The 21006-nt window shown below is 70.8% G+C and carries 19 protein-coding genes and 1 pseudogene; 8 read left to right on the forward strand and 12 right to left on the reverse strand.

The window, feature by feature from the left end; translation table 11 throughout:
- Positions 1 to 22 precede the first annotated feature (22 nt).
- Both D7X74_RS45250 and D7X74_RS10450 read right to left on the reverse strand, forming a co-directional pair.
- On the reverse strand, positions 23 to 160 hold the full coding sequence (locus tag D7X74_RS45250; RefSeq protein WP_120532784.1) for a TIGR02450 family Trp-rich protein: 138 nt from the start codon (positions 158 to 160) through the stop codon (positions 23 to 25).
- A 32-nt stretch (positions 161 to 192) separates the two neighbouring features.
- Positions 193 to 675, reverse strand: a complete 483-nt coding sequence (locus tag D7X74_RS10450; RefSeq protein ID WP_233602049.1) for a hypothetical protein — start codon at positions 673 to 675, stop codon at positions 193 to 195.
- A gap of 127 nt (positions 676 to 802) precedes the next feature.
- Between D7X74_RS10450 and D7X74_RS10455 the strand changes: the two genes are divergently transcribed.
- The 3 genes from D7X74_RS10455 to D7X74_RS10465 all read left to right on the forward strand — a co-directional run bounded on the left by D7X74_RS10455 (position 803) and on the right by D7X74_RS10465 (position 3933).
- Positions 803 to 2152 (forward strand): class I SAM-dependent rRNA methyltransferase, encoded by a 1350-nt coding sequence (locus D7X74_RS10455; protein WP_233595521.1) that lies wholly within the window; start codon positions 803 to 805, stop codon positions 2150 to 2152.
- Positions 2153 to 2210: 58 nt separating this feature from the next.
- Entirely contained in the window at positions 2211 to 2705 is a 495-nt protein-coding gene (locus D7X74_RS10460) for a YkgJ family cysteine cluster protein (protein ID WP_120532787.1), read from the forward strand.
- Positions 2706 to 2820: 115 nt separating this feature from the next.
- Positions 2821 to 3933: a glycerate kinase gene (locus D7X74_RS10465; protein ID WP_120532788.1), complete on the forward strand. Its 1113-nt coding sequence runs from the start codon at positions 2821 to 2823 to the stop codon at positions 3931 to 3933.
- A gap of 9 nt (positions 3934 to 3942) precedes the next feature.
- Here D7X74_RS10465 and D7X74_RS10470 read toward each other — a convergent pair whose 3' ends face one another.
- Together D7X74_RS10470 and D7X74_RS10475 are read right to left on the reverse strand one after the other, a co-directional pair.
- A complete protein-coding gene (locus D7X74_RS10470) occupies positions 3943 to 4914 on the reverse strand; it encodes a nicotinamidase (RefSeq protein ID WP_120532789.1) in 972 nt (323 codons plus the stop codon).
- A 54-nt stretch (positions 4915 to 4968) separates the two neighbouring features.
- Positions 4969 to 6415: pseudogene (locus D7X74_RS10475) on the reverse strand (nicotinate phosphoribosyltransferase).
- Positions 6416 to 6619: 204 nt separating this feature from the next.
- Between D7X74_RS10475 and D7X74_RS10480 the strand changes: the two are divergent.
- A complete protein-coding gene (locus D7X74_RS10480; RefSeq protein ID WP_120532790.1) occupies positions 6620 to 7297 on the forward strand; it encodes an MmcQ/YjbR family DNA-binding protein in 678 nt (225 codons plus the stop codon).
- 68 nt (positions 7298 to 7365) lie between these two features.
- Here the strand turns inward: D7X74_RS10480 and D7X74_RS10485 are convergent, their stop codons facing one another.
- From D7X74_RS10485 to epmA, 3 genes are read right to left on the reverse strand one after another with little or no spacing between them, the layout of a single operon-like run.
- Positions 7366 to 8148: an inorganic pyrophosphatase gene (locus D7X74_RS10485; RefSeq protein ID WP_120532791.1), complete on the reverse strand. Its 783-nt coding sequence runs from the start codon at positions 8146 to 8148 to the stop codon at positions 7366 to 7368.
- Positions 8145 to 8879, reverse strand: a complete 735-nt coding sequence (locus D7X74_RS10490; protein ID WP_233595522.1) for a 1-acyl-sn-glycerol-3-phosphate acyltransferase — start codon at positions 8877 to 8879, stop codon at positions 8145 to 8147. The genes D7X74_RS10485 and D7X74_RS10490 overlap by 4 nt, the downstream gene beginning before the upstream one ends.
- Positions 8879 to 9892, reverse strand: a complete 1014-nt coding sequence (gene epmA / locus D7X74_RS10495; RefSeq protein ID WP_120532793.1) for an EF-P lysine aminoacylase EpmA — start codon at positions 9890 to 9892, stop codon at positions 8879 to 8881. Before epmA ends, D7X74_RS10490 begins: the two co-directional genes overlap by 1 nt.
- Before the next feature lie 30 nt (positions 9893 to 9922).
- Here epmA and D7X74_RS10500 point away from each other — a divergent pair, with 30 nt between their 5' ends.
- Positions 9923 to 11671, forward strand: coding sequence for a chromosome segregation protein SMC (locus D7X74_RS10500; RefSeq protein WP_233602051.1), 1749 nt, complete (start codon positions 9923 to 9925; stop codon positions 11669 to 11671).
- 231 nt (positions 11672 to 11902) lie between these two features.
- Positions 11903 to 12439: an FHA domain-containing protein gene (locus D7X74_RS10505; RefSeq protein WP_120532794.1), complete on the forward strand. Its 537-nt coding sequence runs from the start codon at positions 11903 to 11905 to the stop codon at positions 12437 to 12439.
- A gap of 64 nt (positions 12440 to 12503) precedes the next feature.
- Here the strand turns inward: D7X74_RS10505 and D7X74_RS10510 are convergent, their stop codons facing one another.
- The 4 genes from D7X74_RS10510 to D7X74_RS10525 all read right to left on the reverse strand — a co-directional run bounded on the left by D7X74_RS10510 (position 12504) and on the right by D7X74_RS10525 (position 17808).
- A complete protein-coding gene (locus D7X74_RS10510; RefSeq protein ID WP_120532795.1) occupies positions 12504 to 13541 on the reverse strand; it encodes an SPFH domain-containing protein in 1038 nt (345 codons plus the stop codon).
- A gap of 195 nt (positions 13542 to 13736) precedes the next feature.
- Complete coding sequence (locus D7X74_RS10515) at positions 13737 to 14537, reverse strand: ABC transporter permease subunit (protein ID WP_120532800.1); 801 nt, start codon at positions 14535 to 14537, stop codon at positions 13737 to 13739.
- Between the two features lie 2 nt (positions 14538 to 14539).
- A complete protein-coding gene (locus D7X74_RS10520) occupies positions 14540 to 15499 on the reverse strand; it encodes an ABC transporter ATP-binding protein (protein ID WP_120532796.1) in 960 nt (319 codons plus the stop codon).
- A complete protein-coding gene (locus tag D7X74_RS10525) occupies positions 15496 to 17808 on the reverse strand; it encodes a glycosyltransferase family 39 protein (RefSeq protein ID WP_120532801.1) in 2313 nt (770 codons plus the stop codon). The genes D7X74_RS10520 and D7X74_RS10525 overlap by 4 nt, the downstream gene beginning before the upstream one ends.
- 289 nt (positions 17809 to 18097) lie before the next feature.
- On the opposite strand from D7X74_RS10525, the gene D7X74_RS10530 reads away from it, so the two are divergent.
- The gene (locus D7X74_RS10530; RefSeq protein ID WP_120532797.1) at positions 18098 to 19414 is read left to right on the forward strand and encodes a hypothetical protein; all 1317 of its coding nucleotides are present in this window, start codon (positions 18098 to 18100) and stop codon (positions 19412 to 19414) included.
- A 6-nt stretch (positions 19415 to 19420) separates the two neighbouring features.
- Positions 19421 to 20284: a hypothetical protein gene (locus D7X74_RS10535; protein ID WP_120532798.1), complete on the forward strand. Its 864-nt coding sequence runs from the start codon at positions 19421 to 19423 to the stop codon at positions 20282 to 20284.
- Between the two features lie 193 nt (positions 20285 to 20477).
- Here D7X74_RS10535 and D7X74_RS10540 read toward each other — a convergent pair.
- Positions 20478 to 21006 (reverse strand): tetratricopeptide repeat protein (locus tag D7X74_RS10540; protein WP_370450736.1); only part of this gene is annotated, 529 nt, incomplete at its 5' end.

A 21006-nucleotide genomic window follows, 5' to 3' on the forward strand; every position in this document is an offset into this window, starting at 1 on the left:
AACGCCAGAACCGCCTCCGCGCTCATCTACAGCCAGACCGCCAGTGAACTACGTCCGCGTCCAGTCCCTGGAGCGGGTCATTCCCCTCCCCCGCCCAGCGCAGGACGACGAAGTGCTTCTCCCGCTCCCGGGGCTGGACCGCCGTCCACCTGGAACCCACCCGTCACTCCCGCTGGAGCTGGATCGGTGGACTCATTCCCCGTTGAGCTGCCGGACCAGGGACGTCATCACGAAGTAGAGGATCGCGAAGCCCCCCACCCCGAAGAGGATGAGCTTCATGGGCAGCGACATCCCGGGCCCCTTCGGGGCGTACCGGGCCGCCGCGTCCATCGCCTCCGCCAGGCCGGGCGTGATCTCCATGCGCGGCGCCGTGCGCGCGTACTGCTCCGTGCGCGCGTACTGCGCCACCACGCGCTCCGTGTCGGAGGCAGCCAGGACCTGACCGAGCTGCGGGTCGAACAGCCGGAGCTTCGCCTCGCGGGCCAGGGCCGCTGCTTCCTTCAGCACCTCGCGGATGAGGTCCGGGTGTTCCAGCAGGGGCACGCGCAGCTCCAGTGCCATGACCCGGCCCTGGTCGCGGAGCGGCGTCACCTCCACGTTGCCCTGGGACAGGGCCCAGTCACGCGCGCCGTCCGGGCGGACGGCCCCTGACCTTGCCGCCAGGAGGGCATCCACCCGCGCTGCGTCGTATGGACCGCCTGGGGCCATCGGTTGAAGGACCAGCTCGTACTCGAATCTCACGCGGGTTACGAGTATACGCCGCGCGGGGCTGTACCCGCCCCCTTTCCCTCCGAGACGCCTCATGAAGCCTTCCTCTCCCCCACGCTCCGGCCGGCCCGGCTCCCCTCCTCCCGGACGCGGGAGGCCCGGCGACGCGTCTTCCGGAGGCGCAAGGTCGGGCGCCCATCCTCCTGGAAGCGGGAGGCCCGGCTCGCGTCCGGAGAAGCACCACCCCGACCGCAAGACGCCCGACCTGGGCCCCGACGGCACGCCCCAGGTGATGCTCCTGCGCCGCGGCAGCGACCGCTGGCAGGCCGGCCCGCCGTGGATCTACCGCGCGGACCTCAACGGCGACCCCGGCCTCCAGGGCGGCGAAGTGGTGCGCGTGGTGGACGGCCGTGGCTGGTTCATGGGCAAGGCCTTCTATTCGAAGGTGTCCAAGATCTCCCTGCGCTGGCTCACCAACGACGACGTCGCGGTGGATGTGGAGTTCTTCCGCAAGCGCCTCCAGTCCGCGGAGGCCCTGCGCAAGCTGGCGCTCCCCGGTGAGACGACGTACCGGCTGGTGCACGGCGAGGCGGACGGCCTGCCCGGGCTCGTGGTGGACCGCTACGGCGACTACCTGAGCGTGCAGTTCCTCGTCCCCGCCATGGAGCAGCGCAAGGACCTCATCGCGGACCTGCTGGAGGAGCAGTTCCACCCCAAGGGCATCGTCAACCGCTCCGACGTGAGCGTGCGCCACCTGGAGGGCCTGCTGCCGGAGAAGGGCCTCCTGCGCGGAACGCTGCCGCCGGGCCCCGTGTCCTTCGACGAGGGCCTCGTGCGCATGCGCGCGGACCTGCTCGAAGGCCAGAAGACGGGCGCCTTCCTGGACCAGCGCGAGAACCACGTGATGGCGGCGCACTACGCCTTCGGCGACGCGCTCGACTGCTTCAGCTACGTGGGCGGCTTCGCGCTCCAGCTGGCCACGAAGGCGAAGCACGTCACCGCGGTGGAGATTTCCGACGCGGCCTCCGCGCAGCTGAAGGAGAACGCCCAGGCCAACAAGCTCACCAACCTGGACGTGGTGACGGGCAACGCGTTCGACTTCCTGCGCGACGCGGTGGACGAGGGCAAGCGCTTCGACACCATCGTGTTGGATCCGCCCTCCTTCGCGAAGAACAAGGACGCCATCCCGGCGGCGGTGCGCGGCTACAACGAACTCAACCTGCGCGCCTTCCAGCTGCTGCGCCCGGGCGGAATCCTCATCACGGCCAGCTGCACGTACCACGTGGACGAACAGGCGTTCGAGGACATGCTCGCCTCCGCCGCGTCGGACGCGCGCCGCCGCGTGCAGATCATCGAACGGCGTGGTGCAGGTCGGGATCACCCCGTGCTCCTCAACCTGCGCGAGACGCGCTACCTCAAATGTTTCGTGCTGCGCATGCTGTGAGTTAGGGTAGGACCCAAGGGGTCCGTCCTTCGGACCCCGACGTACGAGAACGGTTGAGATGGCGCGCCGGGACTGGGACGACGCAGACGACGAAGCCCCCGCGTCCGGTACGCGGGAGCTGGAGCGCGCCATGCAGGAGACGCGCACCGTCTACCGTCAGGCGGACGCAGCGTACGTCCCCTACTCCTGCCCCTCCAGCGGCGAGTGCTGCCAGCTGGCCACCACGAAGCGGCAGCCCTGGTTGTGGCGTCCCGAGTGGGAAGTCCTCTCCCGGGGCCGGTCGCTCCCCCCACCCCGCGCGGATGGGGGCTGCCCGTTCCTGGACGCGGCGGGAAAGCGCTGCACGGTGTACGCGGACCGCCCGTTCGGCTGCCGGACGTTCTTCTGTGAACGGATCCGCGGCCCGGCCCGGCAGCCCGCCGAGGACGTGACGCGCCTGTTGCTCCGGCTGGAGCGCATTTCACAGCGGGTGATGCCGTCGCTCCAGGGCCCCCGTCCCCTCCTGGAATGGTATGCCGAGGCACGTACCGCCCCGGCCCGGGAGGAACCGTGAAGTCCATGCTGCAGACGCGGTGGCTGAACGCCCACCGGAGCGCCGTCGTGTTCGCGAAGTCCTCCTTCACGGCATCGCACCGCTCCACGCCTTGCGCATCGGCGGGGCTCCGCACGTGATCCGTCCGCGCTGGCTCATCGCGCCCCAGGAGTTCAAGGGCACCCTGAGCGCCGCCGAGGCCTCGGCCGCCATGGCGGAAGGGCTGCGGCAGGCGTCCATGGACGTGGTGCTGGACGTGGCACCGCTCGCGGACGGAGGTCCCGGCACGGTGGACGCGTTGCTCGCGGGCGGGCGCGGCGAGCGGCGGCTGCGCACCGTGCGAGGCCCGATGGGCGCCCCGGTGGAGGCCGCATGGGCACGCCTGGAGGACGGCCGCACCGCGGTGGTGGAGATGGCGGCGGCGTCGGGCCTGTCGCGGGTGCCGCCCGAAGCACGGGATGCCCGCGCCGCGTGCACCTACGGCACGGGCGAGCTCATGCGCGCGGCCCTGGACGAGGGCTGCGAGCGGCTCATCGTCGGCCTGGGCGGCAGCGCCAGCACGGATGGCGGCAAGGGCGCGCTGGAGGCCCTGGGCTACCGCTTCCTGGATGCGCAGGGAAACCCGCTGCCCCCCGGGGGCGCCTCCCTCGCGAAGCTCGCGCGCGTGGAGTCGGACGCAAGGCATCCCCGCCTGGGCAAGGTGGAGCTGCTGGCGGCCACGGACGTCATCACGCCGCTGCTGGGTGAGGACGGCGCCGCGCGCCTCTTCGGTCCGCAGAAGGGCGCGTCACCCGAAGTGGTGGAGGAAATGGAAGCGGCGCTCGCCACCTTCGCGCGCGTGGCGGGTGAATCCGCCGCGTCGACGCCGGGCGCGGGCGCGGCGGGAGGCATGGGCTACGGGCTGGCCGCCCTCACGGGCGCGAAGCTGACGTCCGGCTACGTCATGGTGTCGCGGGCGCTGGGGCTGGAGCGGCGCGTGCTGCTCGCGGACCTGGTGCTCACCGGCGAGGGGCGCTTCGACCGGCAGACGTGGCTGGGCAAGGGCCCTGGCGCGCTCGCGCGGCTGGCGCGCGAGCATGGCACCCAGGTGGTGCTCTTCACGGGCAGCGTGCACGCGGATGCCCTGCTGGACATGTCGCTCTTCCGCGACGTGGTGGAGCTGAACGCACAGGCCCGTCCCGGCGCCAGCGCCCACGACACCCTGCGCGAAGCGACGGCGCGCTGGGCCATGGGCCGGCTGGGCCGGTAGCCGCCCCCGTTACTCGCCCACCCCGTCCGTCGTGCGCACCACGCGCATCCCGGCGGCGCGGAAGCCCTCCAGCGCCTCCTTCGCGATGCGGGGGAAGTCCAGCGCCGCGGGCAGCGGGCTCAACGGGGGCGCGGGCACGGGGCTCATCGCGTCCTCCAGGATGTGGATGCGCGACAGCTTCGACGGGTCCGTGCGCTCCAGGTACTGCTGCAGGTCCCGCAGCGTGGACAGCACGCAGTGGGAGCTGGCCTGCCCGAAGACATACACGCGGTCGAACGTCATCAGGTGATCCATGAGGCCCTGGTTGAACTCGCCCACGCGCTGGCCGTTCACCTCCTTCACCTCCGGCGACATCACGGAGTAGCTCTCCGTCAGCGGGTTCTCGCCCTTCAGGTCGAACCGGGTGGGCGTGTCGCGCACGAGCGCGTGGAAGAGGCTGGCCTCGTACATCGCCGGCATCAGCGCGTGGCTCATTCCGCCCAGCAGCGAGTGGTACGGCCAGATGTTGAGCACGTACCGGCCGCTCGCCTCCAACTGCTCGCAGTACGCCAGGCTCTCCTGGGGGTGGCGCGTGGGGCGCCAGCGGCCACTGCGCACGTCCTTCGCGGTGATGACCGTCATGGGCGCGGGCGGACGGCCCTCCGCGTCCTTCCACCACGCCGGATGGAAGATTTGAAACACGCGGTGGGTGTCCAGCGAGAACACCAGCTCCGTGATGTGCGCCAGGTTCGTGTACATCCACAGCAGCGCGCGCGAGGTGTCCTCCACCGCGCCAGGGACGAAGAGGGCCGCGCCGGGCAGGCAGAAGCCCACCTGCACGTCGATGCCGAACGCCGCGACGCGGATGGGGTCCTCGCGGGCCGGACGCACGCGGTGCTCGGCGGCGTAGCGGAAGGCCTCCGCGGAGACCTCCGCCACGCGCTCCAGGTACAGCTCACCGACGCGGTGGATGTCGAGAAACCCGGGGAGGGGCAGAAACATGACGTCTTCTCCAGACCGCCTGGCGCCGCCCGCCCCGTCGTCCTACCGGAAGCGTCAGCGGCCCTGCGGGAAGTGGCGCCGCGTGAGCGATTCCACCAGCGCCTGCGTGGTCGCAGTGTAGCCGATGCGCTGCTCCTCCGGCGCCACGCCCTCCACGCCCGAAAGCGACGGCGTCCCGGCCTCCGCCTCCATCAGCGGGAAGTAGCCCTGGGGGGGTCGCCTCACCCGCCTGTCCCACCAGCCCCAGCGGCCCCGTGCCGGTGCGGCGGCGGAAGATGATGGGCGTACCGGGGACGCTCTGCTTGCCTTCGGTCAGTTCGTTGCCGAACTTCATCACCGGCGTCGCGCCCGTGCACGACAGCTTGTAGACGGCCGCCACCCGGTCACGCGTCAGCGCGTGCGACATCGTCCGCGCGACGATGTGGCCGCCGTAGCCGTAGAACTGCGCCGTCGGCTCCCAGCCCACCTGCCTGCGCAGCTCCTCGAACTCGCGCGTCATCTGCGCGTCCAGGCCGTCCTCCAGGATGAGCACCGGCTTGATGCCCATGTCCTTGGCGCGCGTCACCGCGTACAGGTACTGGAGCTTCTTGTTGCCGGAGTCGAACCGGATGGAGTCCCCGCCCTGCGGCTCCTCCGAGATGAGCTTGAACGCGGCCGGGATGCCCGACGTGAGCGTGTCGAAGGTGTCCAAGAGGTAGCTGGAGCGCTGCGGCCGCCGCTCGTGCATCGCGCGGAAGGCCGCGTCGTCGGAGCCGTAGCGCTGCACGTGCTCATGGCCCATGGTGCCCACGGGAATCATCCCCAGCACGCGCGCGCCCTCCACGTTGCTCGTGCGCTGCACGCCCGCGTCCTGACAGGCGCGCAGGGCCAGCTCGTGCTGCTCCAGGCAGGTGGCCGCGCGCAGGCCCACCTCGAAGATGCGGGACGGGTCCTCGACCAGGTCCACCAGCTCCTTCACCTGCGCCCGCACGCGCTGGACATAACCTTCGGTGTCCACCCGGATGGGCATGGCCTTCACGCCCACCTGGTCCAGCGTCTCCAGGGCGATGCGCTTCTCCTCCTCGCACGTCACCGTGGTGAGCGAGCGCGCCAGCGCCTCCCGGTCCTGCAGCGCCTGGGTGGCCACCTGGATGCGGTAGTTGAGCTGCAACAGCAGCGGCTCCAGCCAGGACACCAGCGCGGAGGGGCCGGTGAGCGTGAGGATGGGCTCGCGCGGCAGGAACACCGCGCCCCGGGGGACGGCGCGCACGGACAAGCGCTCCGTGCGCAGGATGGCCGCCTTGAAGCCCACGCCCATCTCGTAGTCGTGCTGCGCGAGGAAGGCGTAGTCCTCCGGCTGGGGCACGGGCAGCAGCCTGCGCACGTACGCCTCCAGGTCCAGCGGCATCACCTGGGGCCCGCCCTTGCGGTGCGAGTAGTAGAACGTTTCCTTCCGCAGGGGCCAGCCGGCCTCCGCCATGCTGAACTTGTAGCCATCCGTGGCGAGCAGCGACTGAGACATTGAGGCAGGGCTCCTTGTTGACCCAAAGACTATGCGTGGCGCGGACCCGTTACCTAATGCCACGCGTCCGGAAGGATGCGGGTTGAAGCGGGACGGGTGCCCGGTCACCCGCCGCTTCTCTTCACGGACCGACACATCTGGGAATACGCCCGACGCGACAGGTCCGGTTAAGCTGTCCGGACTCACAACGAAGCCAAGGTGCCCATGCCCGCAGAGAACGAGACGCAGAAGGTCGAAGCGGTACTGCGCGAACATGCGCTGAGCTACCCCGGAGCCCACGAGGACCAGCCCTGGGGCCACCGCGCGATGAAGGTCAATGACAAGACCTTCCTCTTCATGGCCGTGACGGGCGAGAAGCTGAAGTTCTCCGCCAAGCTCCCCGACTCCAAGGACGCCGCCCTCACGCTGCCCTTCACCGAGCCCACCGAGTACGGCCTGGGCAAGAGCGGCTGGGTGACCGCCAACTTCGACGACGCCTCGCAGGTGCCGGTGCCCGTCATCAAGGCGTGGATCGACGAGAGCTACCGCGCCATCGCGCCCAAGAAGCTCGTGAGCCAGCTGCCCGAGCGCGGCACCGTGGTGCCCGGCCCCGCCTCCAAGCCTTCCAAGCCCGCCGCCAAACGCAGCGCGAGCCCCACCGCTCGCGCGGGTGCCGCCACCCGCAAGGCCGCGGCCCCGGTGAAGAAGGCCGCCAAGAAGGTCGTGGCCCAGGTGAAGTCCGCCGCCAAGAAGGCCGCCGCGCGCGTGAAGTCCGTGGCCAAGAAGGTCGCGAAGAAGGTGCCGGCCGCCGCCAAGAAGGTCGCGGCCTCCCGCAAGGCCGCGACCCCGGCCCGGGGCAAGCGCGCGCCCGCCGCGGCGCCCAAGCGCGCGCGCCGCTCGTAGTCCTTCCGGTACGCGCGGGAAGGGGGGCTTGCCGCCACGCCCCTTCCGCGCCCCCCCGGGCTGGGGAACTACTTGGAGCCCTTGCCCGACGCGCCCTTGCCCGACGCGCCCTTGCCCGACGCGCCCTTGCCGGATGCGCTCCGGCCCGCCGGGGCCTTCACCGCCGGGCTCTTGCGGCGGGGCGCCGTCGCGGGCGCAGCCTTGCGCGAGGGCTTCGACACCACCGGCTCCGTGAAGAGCTTGTCGTAGTCGCGCATGCTGCGGCGGATGACCTCCAGCGCCTCCGGCCGGTCGTAGACCTCCGCGATCTCCACGCTGCGCTTTCCCTCACCGGGGATCTGCTTGTAGGTGAGGAAGTAGTGCTTGAGGCGATCCAGCAGGGGGCGCGGAAGCTGCGCGATGTACTGGAGTTCGCCGTACACCAGGTCGGACTCCAGCACCGCGATGATCTTGTCGTCGGCCTCGTTGCCGTCGACCATCCGGAAGCCGCCGATGGGAACGGCGTGCACCAGCAGGTTGCCGTTGGAGACGACCTTCTCCGTCAGCACGCAGATGTCGATGGGGTCCCCGTCGCCGTGGATGTCCTTGTAGCCGGTGCGCTCCGCGCAGCGCTTCGCCACCTGGTCGCCGCAGTACGTCTGCGGGATGAACCCGTAGAGCGTGGGGCACTGGCTGCTGAAGCGCTGGGGGCGGTCCACCTTGAGGATTCCGGACTCCTTGTCCAACTCGTACTTCACCGCGTCCGTGGGGACGATCTCGATGTACGCGTTGACGATTTCAGGAGACTCCGGGCCCGGCGAGATGCCGTGCCAGGGGTGGCTCTGGAACGTGGTCTGGTTCGACTTCTTCATGGCGTGTCTCCCGAGCGCTCTCGCGCTTCGGCATAGAGCCTGGCGACCGCCTCTTCCAGGCGTCGCGTGAGGGTGTCCCGGTCATCCAGCGTCAGTCCCTGCGTGGGCACGGGCCTGCCCACCACCAGCGCCACCCGCTGGCCCCATCGTACCGCCCGGCCTCCCTTGGGGAGGATGAGCCGCGTCCCGGAGAGCGCCATCGGGACGACGGGGACCTGTGCCTGAATGGCCAGCGTGGCGGCGCCCCTCTTGAACGGCTTCAGCTCCCCGTCCGGACTGCGCGTGCCCTCCGCGAAGAACAGCACGCTCACCCGTTCGCGCACGGCCGTCACCGCCTCCGACAGCCGCGCCTTGTCGTCCGCCCCGCCGGTGCGCTGCACGGGGATGTTGCCCGCGCGCCGCATCGCCCGGCCGAACACCGGAATCTTGAACAGCTCCGCCTTGGCCACGTAGCGCGTGTGCTTGCGGATGTGCGCGAAGTTCACCATCGCGTCGAAGTGCGACTGGTGGTTGCACACGAAGACGACGTTGCCGTCCTCCGGGATGTGCTCCAGCCCGTACGCCTCATGCTGCACGCCCGCCGCCGCCAGCGACGAGCGGCCCCAGACGCGCAGCACCTTGTCCGCCGCCAGCGGATCAAACCCGGACAGCACCGACACCGTCGCCGACGCCGCGCCCGTGAGCCCCACCGCGGCCGTGCCGGCGAACACCGTCTGGAGCAGCTTGCGCATCAGACGAACCCGTGTGCGGGGAACAAGAGGACGTCCTCGATGCGCTGGACCCCCAGCAGCAGCATGAGGATACGGTCGAGTCCGACGGCGATGCCCGCCGCCGGAGGCATGCGCCCCACCGCTTCCAGGAAGCGCTCGTCCAGCGGATACACGGAGCGCCCCAGCCGCCGGCGCAGCTCCTGCTCCTCCAACAGCCGCGCGCGCTGCTCCACCGCGTCCGTCAGCTCGGAGAAGCCGTTCGCCAGCTCCAGCCCCTTCGCGTACAGCTCCACCCGCTCCGCCACCGAAGGGTCGCCGGGCTTCAGCCGGGACAGGGCCGCCATGGAGGCCGGGTATTCGATGAGGAAGGTGGGCCGCTCGTGCCCCAGCCCCGTCTCCACCTTCTGCAGGAACAGGTGGAAGAAGACGTCGTCGAAGGACTCCGAGTCCCCGGTGCGCACGCCCGCGGCCTCCACCGCGCGCTTGAGCGAAGGGCCGTCCGCGTGCCGCCGGATGTCCACGCCCGTGGCCCGCAGCACGGCGTCCCGCACCGTCACCCGCTCGTACGGGGTGCGGGTGAAGAACGCCGGATCCGCGCCCGGGGCGCCTTCACCCGCCGTGGCCGCGGCTGCACCGGCCGCCACCAGCGCGCCCTCCAGGTCGTCCATGATGGCGTGGTAGTCCGCGTGCGGCCGGTAGAACTCCAGCAGCGTGAACTCCGGGTTGTGCGTCTGGGAGACCTCGCCGTTGCGGAACACCTTGCAGATCTGGAACAGCGGCCCGGCCTCTTCGGCGAGCAGGCGCTTCATCGCGTACTCGGGGCTGGTGTGCAGATAGAGGGTGCGGGCCCTGCCCAGGTCCGTTTCGGGGACGAAGGGGGCCTCGAAGGCGGTGATGTACGGCTCCATGCCGGGCGTGGGCACGAGCAGGGGCGTCTCGACTTCCAGGTATCCCTGGCCGGCGAAGAACTGGCGCAGGGCGGAATACAGGCCCTGGCGTCCCCGGGCCGCCCGCCATGGGTTTACGTTGGGCATCGGCAGGTCGGAAGTAACATGGGCGGCCTCATGTCCCCAAGGATTCCCGCCCTCCTCGCCGCCGCCCTGTGTCTGCTGGGCGCCTGTCACAAGGCCCCGCCCGCGGCGCCGGTCCCCCCTCTGAGTGAGGAGCAGCAACTGACCGGGGAGGTGAACGCCCTGTCCAAGGAGGCCGCCCTCCTCCTGGAGGAGCAGCACCGGCTGGTGTGGGACTTCTGGACCGAAGGCAAGGTGGCGGACATCGCGGCGACGTACTCCGGCAAGGAGGTCCTCTTCAGCCTGGAGAACCTGCGGCGCATCGACCGGCTGCGGCACCTGACGAAGGAGCCGCGCGAGCTGCGCGCCCTCACCGCGCTGCACGGCCACTTCGCCGGCGAGTTCCTGGCGCGCGAGCTGGCCGAGTACAACGACGCCTCCGCCAACCTGGAGGCCGCGCTGCGGCTGACCGTGGATGGGCGCGAGGTGCGCTACCGCGACATGGAGCGGCTTCTCGCCAACGAGAAGAGCGCGGCGAAGCGCAAGGCGCTCTACGCGGCCGCCACGCCCGCGCTCACGCGCCTCAACCAGACGCTGTACCGCAAGGCGGAGCGCACCGAGGAGCTGGTGAAGCAGATGGGCTTCGAGTCCTACGAGGCCTTCGGCAGCGAGCTGCGCCAGGCGGACCTGGAGCGGCTGGCCCAGCTTGCGGAGGAGGTGCTCCAGGCCACCCAGGAACCGTACAAGCTGGTGATGGAGCGGCTGAGCCAGCGCGAGCTGGGGCTGCCCTTCGCGCAGATTACCCGCGCGGACATCCCGCGCCTGTTCCGCTCGCGCGAGGTGGAGGACGCGTTCCCCAAGGGCGAGTCGCTGGCGAAGGCCCAGGCCACGGTGGCGGGGCTGGGCATCGACCTGGCCGCGCTGCCCAACGTGAAGGTGGATGCGCGCGACCTGCCCCGGAAGAACCCGCGCCCCCTGGCGATGGCGGTGCGCGTGCCCTCCGACGTGCGGCTGTCGTTCAAGCCCGGCACGGGCGTGCTGCACCAGGGCCGCGTGCTGCATGAAGTGGGGCACCTGTTGCACGTGGCCTTCACGCAGGAGCCGCGCTTCGAGCTGGCCCAGCTGGGCAACCCCACCGTGGGCGAGGCGTACTCGGCGCTCTTCGAGGACCTGCTGGAGGACCCCGTGTGGCTGGAGGAGCACGCGGGCGTGCTGGGTGACAACGACAAGCGCACGCAGTTCCTGGCGGCCTCCAGCGCGCACAAGCTGTACCTCATCCGTCACGCGGCGGGCCGGCTGCTCTACCAGTTGGAATTGCACCGCCGCGTGGAGGTGGATCCGCGCGAGCTGTACCGCGCGCTGATGGCGCGCGCGGGCGCCATGCCCATGACGGAGGACGACGTGGAGCGCTACCTCGTGGAGCAGGAGGACTTCTACCAGTCCGCCGACAGCTTCCGGGCGTGGTTCCTGGCGGGTCAGCTGCAGGGACAGTTGAAGGCGCGCTTCGGTCCGGCGTGGTGGCACGCGCCGGAGGCGGGCGCGTTCCTCAAGGAGCTCTGGGCCCGGGGCACCGCCCCCTCCGCGCGCGAGCTCACCCAGGCGCTCGGTGAGAACGGGCTCGCGCCGGACGTGCTGCTGCTGCGGTTGAGCACCACGCTCCAGGTGCCCATGAAGCTGGACCTGCGCCGGCTGGACGACACGCCCACGACGCCCGCCGCGCCCACGGAGCCACCGCCCGCCGTGAAGCCGTCCGCGACGCCCCACGTGAAGCCGTCCTCCACGTCCGCGTCCGTGCCGTCGTAGGCGCTCCTGCACGTGCACCTCGCGGTGGCGTCCAACGGGGCGCCATCCGCGACCTCCGCGTCCGTGCCGGCGGCGGCGCGCGAACACCGCGCTCCGCGCTCAAGACAGCCAGCAAAAATCCATCCGGGATGTCCGCATCCGTGCCGTCGGCCACACTGGCGTGACCGCCCTCCGGGGCTGGTACCGGACGGCACTTCCCGTCCCCGCCGGTAGCACGTAGGGTTCCGGGCCATGGTGTCCGTGAATCAGCTTCGTCCCTTCGCGGAGGCTTCGCTGGAGTCCTTCCGGGCCGCTTCCGGTTCCGTGGCCCTCATCCAGCAGCCCGTCGAAGCCGCCTTCCGCGACCCGGTGCCTGGCTTCATCGGCGCGCGCACGGTGGGCATGGCGCACCGCTCGCGCATGGCGGAGCGGCTGCTCGCGATGCTGCGCGACTTCGACAACCTGGAGGTGCACTTCCTCCAGCCGAACCAGGACGGCGAGGAGTTCACCGTGGGCCGCGCCGACGCGGACCTCGTCGTGCCCGAACTCTCCGTGTCCCAGCACCACGCCACCCTGCGCTGGAACGCGTCCTCCGGGGACTTCTCCGTGCGCGACGCCCAGTCCATGAATGGCACCTTCATCAACGGCGCCCCGCTGGGCTTCAAGGCCCAGGTGATGCTCCACGACGGCGCCACGCTGGCCTTCGGCGACGTGCAGTTCCTCTACCTGCGCGCGGAGACGCTGCACGAACACCTGCGCCTCGCCGTGCCCGGCAGACCCGCCCCCTGAACGCGACGAAGGCCCCGCCTCCACGTGGGAGACAGGGCCCTCGGGTGCTTCACAAGCCGCGGGACTACAGGAGCTTCATCAGCTCCGCGCGCTTGGCGCTGTACTCCTCATCGGAGAGCACGCCCGCGTCCTTCAGCTCCTTGATCTCCTTGAGCCGCTGCGCGGGGCTGCGCGTGTCGCCCGCGGGCGCCGCCGTCTCCGCCGGCTGCGGGGGCCGCTGCTGCTGCTGGTTGGCGAACTGCTGGGCCATGCCGAAGCCCATGCCCATCCCCATGCCCTGCAGCGCGCCGTCGGATCCACCACCGCCCTTGGCCATGCCCTCGGACGCGCCGAGCATCGCCTGGCCCTGCGCGTACTGCTGGAAGCCGCCCGCCAGCCGCGAGTACGCCACGTCCTTGGACAGCTTCTTCAGCGTCGCCTCGTCCTCGGGCTTGATGCTGACGTGGAAGTTGCCCATCCGGACGATGGTGAGGCCGTAGCTGTCCACGTGCGGCTTCAGGCCGGCGAGGATCTCCACCTCCATCTCTTCCAGGTAGGCGCCGCTCGTCACGTCCAAGAGCGGCCACTTCTTCTTCACCAGCATCTCGGCGGTGCGGTCGCGCGTCACCTTGAGGACCTGGCCCTTGAACCAGCCCAGGAACTCCTCGTTGCTCGCGCGGCCCATGCCCACCAGGCCCACGACCAGCTTCTCCGGCTCCGTCACGCGGATGGAGAAGTCGCCGTACACCATGGTGCCGATGCCCAGGCCCGTCTCCGGGTCGCGCACGTCACCGATGGGGCCGCCGAACTTCACGCCCGTGTGCTCACGCGTGGAGACGAAGAAGATCTCCGCCATGAACATGTTGCCGCCGGTGAAGCCTTCAATCAGCTTCCCCAGGAACGGGATGTTGCTGGTGTCCAGCGAGTGCCGGCCGGGCCCCAGCTTCCCCTCCACCTTGCCGTCCTTGACGAACAGCGCCACCTCGTCGGCGTCGACGGTGAGCTGCGTCATCATCCGGACGTTCTTCTCCGGATACTTGTAGACGATCTCGCCCTTCGCCTCGTCCGCCCGGGCGATGAAGTTCCGCTTCGCCTCGCCCTTGATGCTGTCGAAGATCCCCATGTCTGTTTCAGCGCCTCCGTGGCCGCCTGGGCGGCAGGTCTTCAAAGCTCCGTAACCCCATCCCCTAAATGCATGGCCACCGGCACGAAAGCGCTTCCGCTTCGCCCCCGGCGTCCTGCCCGGAACATACCAGCTTCACGGGCGCCTGCCCGTCTGGCAGCCCGCCGGGAGTCCAGTCCCCGACCCGCCAGTGGTTCAACCCCAGCGGCTGACCAGACGTTCCCGGTCCAGGACACGGATGCTGGCCACCAGCAGGATGAGGTCCAGCACCAGCACCACCCCTCCCTGGATGGCGTAGTACCCCAGGTCCGCCTTGAGCACGCCCGCCACCTGTCCGCCCACCAGCCCCACCAGCGGCAGCACCACCAGGGCGGACAATTGCTGCGCCATGCGCGCCTCCGCCACCCGGGCGGAGATGAGCACCGCGACCCCGTTGCCGAAGAAGGCGAACAGCGGCGCGAACACGAACACGCCGAAGCCCCACAGCGCGTTGGGCATCAGGGGCGCCTGCACCAGCGGCCACGCCACGATGTCCACGCCCACGCAGAACAGGGCGAAGGCGAACCAGGTCATCAGCACCGCGGGCACCAGCGCCGCCAGGCTCTTGCCCGCCACCAGCTCCGCCGCCGACACCGGCGAGGCCAGGAGCGGCTCCAGCGTGCGGCGCTCCTTCTCCCCCGCCACGCTCTGCGACGCGATGAGGATGGGGATGAAGACGGGCATCACCAGGAACATGCCGAACCAGTCGGTGAGCGACTTGTCGATGAGGAAGCGCGCCGCGCTCGCGCCCAGGGGCAGCGTGGGGTCGTAGAAGAGCGCCACCGTGCGCAGATCCGAGTGGTCCGGCTGCGACACGTACGTCCACACCACGCCGATGGGCACCGTCACCATCACCAGCGGCAGCACCGCCATGGACAGGAGCAGGCCCAGGTTCTTGCGCAGGTCCAGCGAGTCCTTCCAGAACACCGCCATCGCCCGTCGCGGTCGGAACGCCATGCTCACGCCACCCCGTCCTTGAGCAGATCCAGGTACACCTCTTCCAGCGGCCGCTGCGACGGCACCACGCTGTGCACGCGCGCGCCCGCGCCCACCAGGCACGCCACCACCTCCGGCGCCTGGGACTCGTCCGCCAGCATCACCCGCAGGCGTCCACCCTCCAGCAGCACGTTGGGCGCGAAGGGCAGCCGGGCCAGCGCGGGGCGGAACACCTCCGCGTCCCCCTCCACGCGCACGTCCAGCGCCTGTCCGGAGCGGCGCAACTCCCGCACCGGCCCCAGCGCCAGCAGGCGACGGCGCACCACGGCCACGCGTTCGCACAGCCGCTCCACCTCCGACAGGTTGTGCGAGCACAGGACGATGGTGCGCCCCTCCGACGCCAGCTCCGCCACCGCGTCGCGCACGGTGCGCGCGGACTCCGGATCCAGGCCGCTCGTGGGTTCATCCAGGAAGATGACGCGCGGGTCGTGCACCAGCGTGCGCACGATGGCCAGCTTCTGGCGCATGCCCTTGCTGAAGCCGCCGCAGGCCTCGTTCTCGCGGCCGCCCAGCCCGAAGCGCTCCAGGTAGTGCAGGGCCCGGGGCCACGCGGTGGCCTCGTCCAGTTCGTGCAGCTTCATGAAGAAGCGCAGGTTCTCGCGCGCGGTGAGCCGGTCATACAGCCCCGGCTGTTCGGTGAGCAGGCCCACCACCTTGCGCAGGGACTCGCCGTCGCGCGTGACGGAGTGGCCCCACACCTCCGCGTCGCCTTCAGAGGGACGCAAGAGGCCCGTCAGCATGCGCACCGTCGTCGTCTTGCCGGCGCCGTTGGGGCCCAGCAGGCCGAACACCTCCCCGGGCCGCACATCGAAGGTGAGCCCCTCCACCGCGAGGCGTTCACCGAAGCGCTTGGCGAGCCCCCGCACGCGGATGCCGCCCTGGGGAGGGACTTCCGCGCTCGGCACCGGGAGGGAGTGCGTCACTCGATGGTCACCAGGACGAACTTGTTGTTGATGTCGCGGTCGATGAGCGTGACGGTCTTGTCGGTGCCTACCGCGCTGCGCAGCAGGGACACGCGGCTGTGCTCCACCAGCGCCCACTCCCGGCCCGGCCGCGCCGCGTACTGGCGCATGCGCGTGTTGGCGTCGCCCGCGCGGAACTGCTCCACCGTGTTGCGCGAGTAGAACGTCTCCCCGCGCCAGTTCATCATGTACGCGGCGATGGGCTCACCCGCCTGCCGCTGGGCGTAGTAGCGCCAGAACAGGTCGCGCTGCGTCCAGTGGTGGGACAGGTCCACCCAGTGGCCCCAGTTGAACCAGAGCGCGAAGCCCGCGGCCAGCCCCCAGAACGTGCCGAACAGCATCACGCGCGAGCGCTGCAGCGCGGCCACCACCGCCAGCACGCCCGCCACGCCGAACGCGAAGCCCAGGCCCGCCTTCACGTTGATGGTCCCGGAGAGCACCTTGAAGAGCGAATCCGAGGCGGCCGGGCCCCGGAAGCCGCGCGCCGCCAGCACCACGCCGACCAGCGCCAGCACGAAGCCCACCGCCTGGAACATCGTGCGGGCCGGCGCCTCCTCCGGCCGCGACGCCTGCCAGAAGATGAAGCCCGAAAGCGCCACCAGCGCCACGCCCCACAGGCCCAGCGCGGATACCTGGCCCTGCGTGGCCACCGAGACCAGCGTTGCGACGCCGGTGAGCAGCAGGCCCAGCGCCACCGCGCGCGACGCGCCCGGGCGCTCCGACTTGTCCTTGGAGGAGAACGCCTCGAAGGCGAGGTAGACCCCGAAGGCCAGCAGCACCAGCGTCACCAGGTCCCCCATCCACAGCGGGCGCGAGGAGAAGAACGCGATGGGCTTGGTCACCAGGTCCTGCGGATAGGGCCGGTCGTAGTTGTAGACGAACAGGTCGGTGAAGTCCTTGGGGTTCTCCGCCAGGTCCTTGCCCACGAGGATGAAGAGCACCAGGCCGAAGATGAGGCTCACCGCGTGCTCGGAGACGCCGTCCTTCCACAGCCGGTCCACGAACAGCGCGATGAGGACGGCCAGCCCCGGCAGCACCGGGAACACGTAGTGGTGGAACTTCGTCGCGCTGGAGGCCAGCAGGTAGAACGCGAACGCCACCCAGATGACGGCGATGAGCGCCAGGTGGTCCGCCTTGTCGCGAGAGCGCAGCTTGAGCCGCGACACGACCGCGAACGCGCCCGGCAGCAGCGCCACCCACGGGAAGATGGCGAAGCCGCCCTGTTCGATGAAGTAGGTGAACGACCCGCCCGGCGTGGTGGTGTGCACGCCCGCGGTGAGGCGGTTCAGGTGGTCGTGGATGAAGAAGCGGTACCAGAACAGCTTGCCCTCGTCGTCCACGCTGTCGAACAGGCACAGCGTCAGGTACCAGGGCACCGCCACCGCGAAGAACACCAGGATGCCCGTGCCCAGCTTCATCTTGTACATCTGCGCCCACAGCACCGGCATCTTCCGGGTGCCCGCGCGCACCTGGGCGCGCATGTCGCCGCTGGTGAGCCAGCGCAGGTGCGCCTCCAGGCCCTCGCGGTCCCACGGGATGACGGCGGCCACCGCGTAGAGCATGAGGATGACCGCGGGCAGGCCCACGCCCAGCAGGCCCTTGGCCAGCGTGGCCAGCCCCGCGAAGACATAGAAGCCGTACCACCAGCCCGCGCGGTGCTTCGTCGTGTCGTCCAACTGGCCGATGATGAAGCACGCCATCGCGCACACGAAGGTGGTGACGAAGGGCGTGTCGGTGACGGTCTGCCGGGTGAGCAGGAAGTACAGCGGCATGGTGGCCAGCACGAAGCCGGTGGCCAGGCCCGCGCGCGCGTTCACCACCCGGGCCACGGCCAGGGACAGCAGCGACACGGCCGCGATGCTCAGGAGCGCGAAGGGCATGCGCATGCCCCACTCCGTGTAGAGGCCCATGGCGCCGTCACCCCGGAGGGCGCCGACGATGTTCATTCCCAGCGCCTGCATCCACATGGTGAGGGGCGGCTTGGAGAAGAACCACGCGTTCTCCCAGAAGGGATAGACGTAGTCGCTGCGCTGGATCATCTGCCGGCCGACTTCGCCGTAGTGCGTCTCCCAGGGGTCCCACAGGCCGACCGCGCCCAGGTAGGGCACGAAGAGCAGCGCCGCGAAGCCCGCGGTCGCCAGGACCACGCGCGCGCTGAAGGGCAGGGCCAACCACTTCTTCACCCATGCCGACGTCAGGGTGTCCTCACCGAGGATGGCCTGGGTGAAGGTCTCTTCCCGCTGCGGGGTCTGTTCGCCGTCGCTTGCCACGCGCACGTGCTCCTTCGTCGTCCGGGACGGGCCCTTCGTGCGAGGCACGGGGCCGGGGGGCTTATATCCCCCCCACCCCCGCCGGTCGACCGACCTGGACGGGGGTGCGCCATTCTCGCGTCAGTGCGCGCCCCAGACTGTGCAGGCGGTGTGCAGGCGCCTGCACAGTCGGCCGGGGCAAGTCCGCGAAAGCCCGTCCGCCAGCCTGGGGCACGGGCCTTGTATTGGCCGTCCCGTCACAAGGTGCACCCGCGCGGCCGGAGCGCGGGGACCTCGTCGAGGAGAAGTGATGCTGGTCTCAGCGGTGACCCTGGGCTGTGCCCTCCTGCTCGGGCAGGTGGAGATACCGGAGGCGGCGGTGCCCCAAGCTCCGGCCGAAGCTCCGGCCGAGGTTCCGACAGACGCGCCGGTGAAGGCCCTGACCGAGGCCCTGAAGCAACCCCGCGCGGAGGCGTGGGCCGTCCAGTTGGCCGTGCCGGACGCGGGCTCACCCCGCCAGTCCCCGGACCAGCGGGTGCTGTGCCTGACCCTTCCGCCCACGCCCGCGGTCCCTTCGGGGCAGTGGCGCGCGCAGTGTGACGAGACGAAGAAGGAGTGCCTGGTCGCCCCGGCCTGGGAGCTGGACTCGGAGGGACACGAGACGGGCCAGCCGCTGGACCGGGTGTCCATGTGCCTGGAGGTGATGCCCGCCGAGCTGGCGCGAGACTACCGGCTGGTGCCCGCCATCGCGGAGGCGCCTCCAGGCTGGTTCCGCGACGAGCGCGGGCGGGTGTTGCAGTACAACTTCGACCTGCACCGGCGCATCCGGGTGGGGGGCGCCTGGGCGCCGCGCTGGCTGCGTGAGACGGAGGGGCGCGACGACCGCGTGCGGGTGGACTTCGGCGTGGACCTGGAGTGGCCGGGCGACCCCGGGCAACTGCACCGCATGACGCTCCTGGACACGGAGCTGTACCTGGGGGACGCGTCGTCCTTCGACGCCACGCTCCTGCGCTACGACTTCCGCAGCGAGCGCGACGAACCGCTCTTCCGGGTGACGACGTTCTACGGCAAGCCCCGGCGCTTCGACGTCTTCGCCAACCTGGGCTTCTGGCTGGAGGTGCTCCACGCCGAGCAGGTCCGCCGCGAGGACGTGAAGGCGGACTTCCTGGCCCTGGGCTCCACGCACGTGACGCTGGACCTGTGGCATTCGCGCGACCTGGTGTCCTACGTGCGCGTGCGGGCGGGGCCCACGGTGGAGCGCGACCGGACGAACGGCTTCTTCACGCTGGTCCCCGCCGCGGCGCTGGAGGGGGACCTCACGTTGGACAGGAACGGCTTCCACCATGTGCTCTTTGGCGCGGAGGCCCAGAAGGTCCTGCTCGCGGAGCGCGTGGAGGGACGGCCCCTGCGCCCGGAACGGCTGCGGCTGCGCGCGGGCTACGAGGTCATCGCCCTGGCCATCAACGACCAGCCCGTGAGCCTGACGCTGGATGGACGCGGGACGTGGCGCGACGACCTGGCGAACGCGCCCGCCGGCTGGGAGTGGTCCGCGCAGGCGGGGCTGCGCTTCTCCCTGTGGGCTCCGGCGCGGCGCAATGCCCCCATGGCGCATGGCGGAAAGGAGTAGGCGCGGATGGTGGCGCTCGCGCTGGCCCTGCTCCTGAGCACCCTGCCCTCCCCGGACGTGGCCTGCGAGGGCCGCACGGACGCCGGGGAGACATTCCCCACCTGCTTCGATCCCGGGACCGGATGGGTGCTGGGCGCCGGGCTCCACCTGCAGGACGCGGAGGCCGCCCTGCTCCTGCGCACCGGCATCCTCGTGAGGGTGGTGCGCACCAGCGACAGCAAGGTGGACTCGAGCTGGTTCGACTCACATCGCCTCTTCATGACGGAGGCCTGGGGAGGCACGCGCAAGGCCCTGACCTTCACCGGGTACGAAGGACTGCTGCGAAGGCATGTGGACGAGGGCTCGCTGCTCGTGTCCCTGGGGAGGCCCGTGCGCATCCCCTTCCCCTTCGACGTGGCCATGGCCGTGCGTGCGGCCCACCTGGAGCGGCGCGTCTGGGAGGGACCGGGCTGGACGCTGGAGACCGGACGCGTGGGCCTGCTGCTGGACCCCGTGCGCACGAACAGCGAATGGGGCTGGCTGGCCGTGGGACCCGCCGCCAGTCACACCCTGCGCCACGACCGGGACGGCACCACGCACGAAGTGTCGCCCTTCACATCGCTGATGCTCGACACGGGCTGGGAGACGCGGGACGGACGGTGGGCGCTGCGCGTGACGGGGCTCGCGGGCTGGGCTTTCGACTTCGATGGTGGCTCCCACTTCCGCGCTCGGGGAGAGGTCGCGCTGGAGCACGTGCTCCTCGCGATCAACGATGCACCGGTGGCCCTGCGCCTCGCGGCCACGGGCGTGCGCGGTGACGCGGGACTGTCCCGGCGTGACGAAGGGATGCTGGGCGCGGGGCTCGTCGTGCGCCCGTTCGGTGAGCGCTGAAGTCGAACCGAAGCGTTCGGCGCCCGCGGGAGTCGACGACAAGCGCCGAAGCGTTCATCGCCTGCGTGAGCCGGCAGGCCGCGCGCTCCCTCACGCGCCCCAGGCAGCCGTCGCGTTGAACGCGTCATGGACGGGAGCCTCCGTCGAACGACAGGCGGAGGACGCGAGCGCCGCCGGGTTCGCGGCGCCCCGCCTACGGTGCCGCCGTTTCGAGCGCCGCCTTCAACGCGCCCTCGGCCGCGCGCAGCCGGGCATCGCGCGGATCCAGGCGAAGGGCCTCCTCCAACCGCAGCAGGGCCTGCGCCGTGTCCCCCCGCGCCAGCTCGCACCGCACCCCCGCCTCCATCGCCCCCGTGTCGGACGGCCCGTACACGCGCGCTTCCGCCGCGGCGTGACAGCCCTCCTCCACCTGCCCGGATTCAAAGAACGCCCGGGCCAGCTCCACCCGCGTGTCCACGTGCGCCGGCGCCAGCCGCACCGCCGAGGCCAGGGGCTCCACCGCGTCCGCCGGCAGTCCCCACCGCCGCAGCGCACGCCCCAACTCACGCAAGGGGCCCGCCACGCCCGGCACCAGCAGCGCCCGGGCCCGGGCGACCCTCAGCCCCGCGGGCTCCTCGAAGCGCACGTCCGCCATCATCCGCTCCACCACCCGCCCATAGGAGGCATAGGCGTGGGGCCAGGCGAAGACGAGCCGGTACACCCACTCCCCCCGGGGCACGAAC

This window comes from Corallococcus sp. CA047B, assembly GCF_003612065.1.
Lineage (GTDB): Bacteria > Myxococcota > Myxococcia > Myxococcales > Myxococcaceae > Corallococcus > Corallococcus praedator.

What these genes read in the sequence shown, in the direction of transcription:
- D7X74_RS10455 (WP_233595521.1), top strand. Translation starts at nt 803, where the DNA reads ATGAAGCCTTCCTCTCCCCCACGCTCCGGCCGGCCCGGCTCCCCTCCT.
- D7X74_RS10460 (WP_120532787.1), top strand. Translation starts at nt 2,211, where the DNA reads ATGGCGCGCCGGGACTGGGACGACGCAGACGACGAAGCCCCCGCGTCC.
- D7X74_RS10470 (WP_120532789.1), bottom strand. Translation starts at nt 4,914, where the DNA reads ATGTTTCTGCCCCTCCCCGGGTTTCTCGACATCCACCGCGTCGGTGAG.
- D7X74_RS10480 (WP_120532790.1), top strand. Translation starts at nt 6,620, where the DNA reads ATGCCCGCAGAGAACGAGACGCAGAAGGTCGAAGCGGTACTGCGCGAA.
- D7X74_RS10485 (WP_120532791.1), bottom strand. Translation starts at nt 8,148, where the DNA reads ATGAAGAAGTCGAACCAGACCACGTTCCAGAGCCACCCCTGGCACGGC.
- D7X74_RS10490 (WP_233595522.1), bottom strand. Translation starts at nt 8,879, where the DNA reads ATGCGCAAGCTGCTCCAGACGGTGTTCGCCGGCACGGCCGCGGTGGGG.
- epmA (WP_120532793.1), bottom strand. Translation starts at nt 9,892, where the DNA reads ATGCCCAACGTAAACCCATGGCGGGCGGCCCGGGGACGCCAGGGCCTG.
- D7X74_RS10500 (WP_233602051.1), top strand. Translation starts at nt 9,923, where the DNA reads ATGTCCCCAAGGATTCCCGCCCTCCTCGCCGCCGCCCTGTGTCTGCTG.
- D7X74_RS10505 (WP_120532794.1), top strand. Translation starts at nt 11,903, where the DNA reads ATGGTGTCCGTGAATCAGCTTCGTCCCTTCGCGGAGGCTTCGCTGGAG.
- D7X74_RS10510 (WP_120532795.1), bottom strand. Translation starts at nt 13,541, where the DNA reads ATGGGGATCTTCGACAGCATCAAGGGCGAGGCGAAGCGGAACTTCATC.
- D7X74_RS10515 (WP_120532800.1), bottom strand. Translation starts at nt 14,537, where the DNA reads ATGGCGTTCCGACCGCGACGGGCGATGGCGGTGTTCTGGAAGGACTCG.
- D7X74_RS10530 (WP_120532797.1), top strand. Translation starts at nt 18,098, where the DNA reads ATGCTGGTCTCAGCGGTGACCCTGGGCTGTGCCCTCCTGCTCGGGCAG.
- D7X74_RS10535 (WP_120532798.1), top strand. Translation starts at nt 19,421, where the DNA reads ATGGTGGCGCTCGCGCTGGCCCTGCTCCTGAGCACCCTGCCCTCCCCG.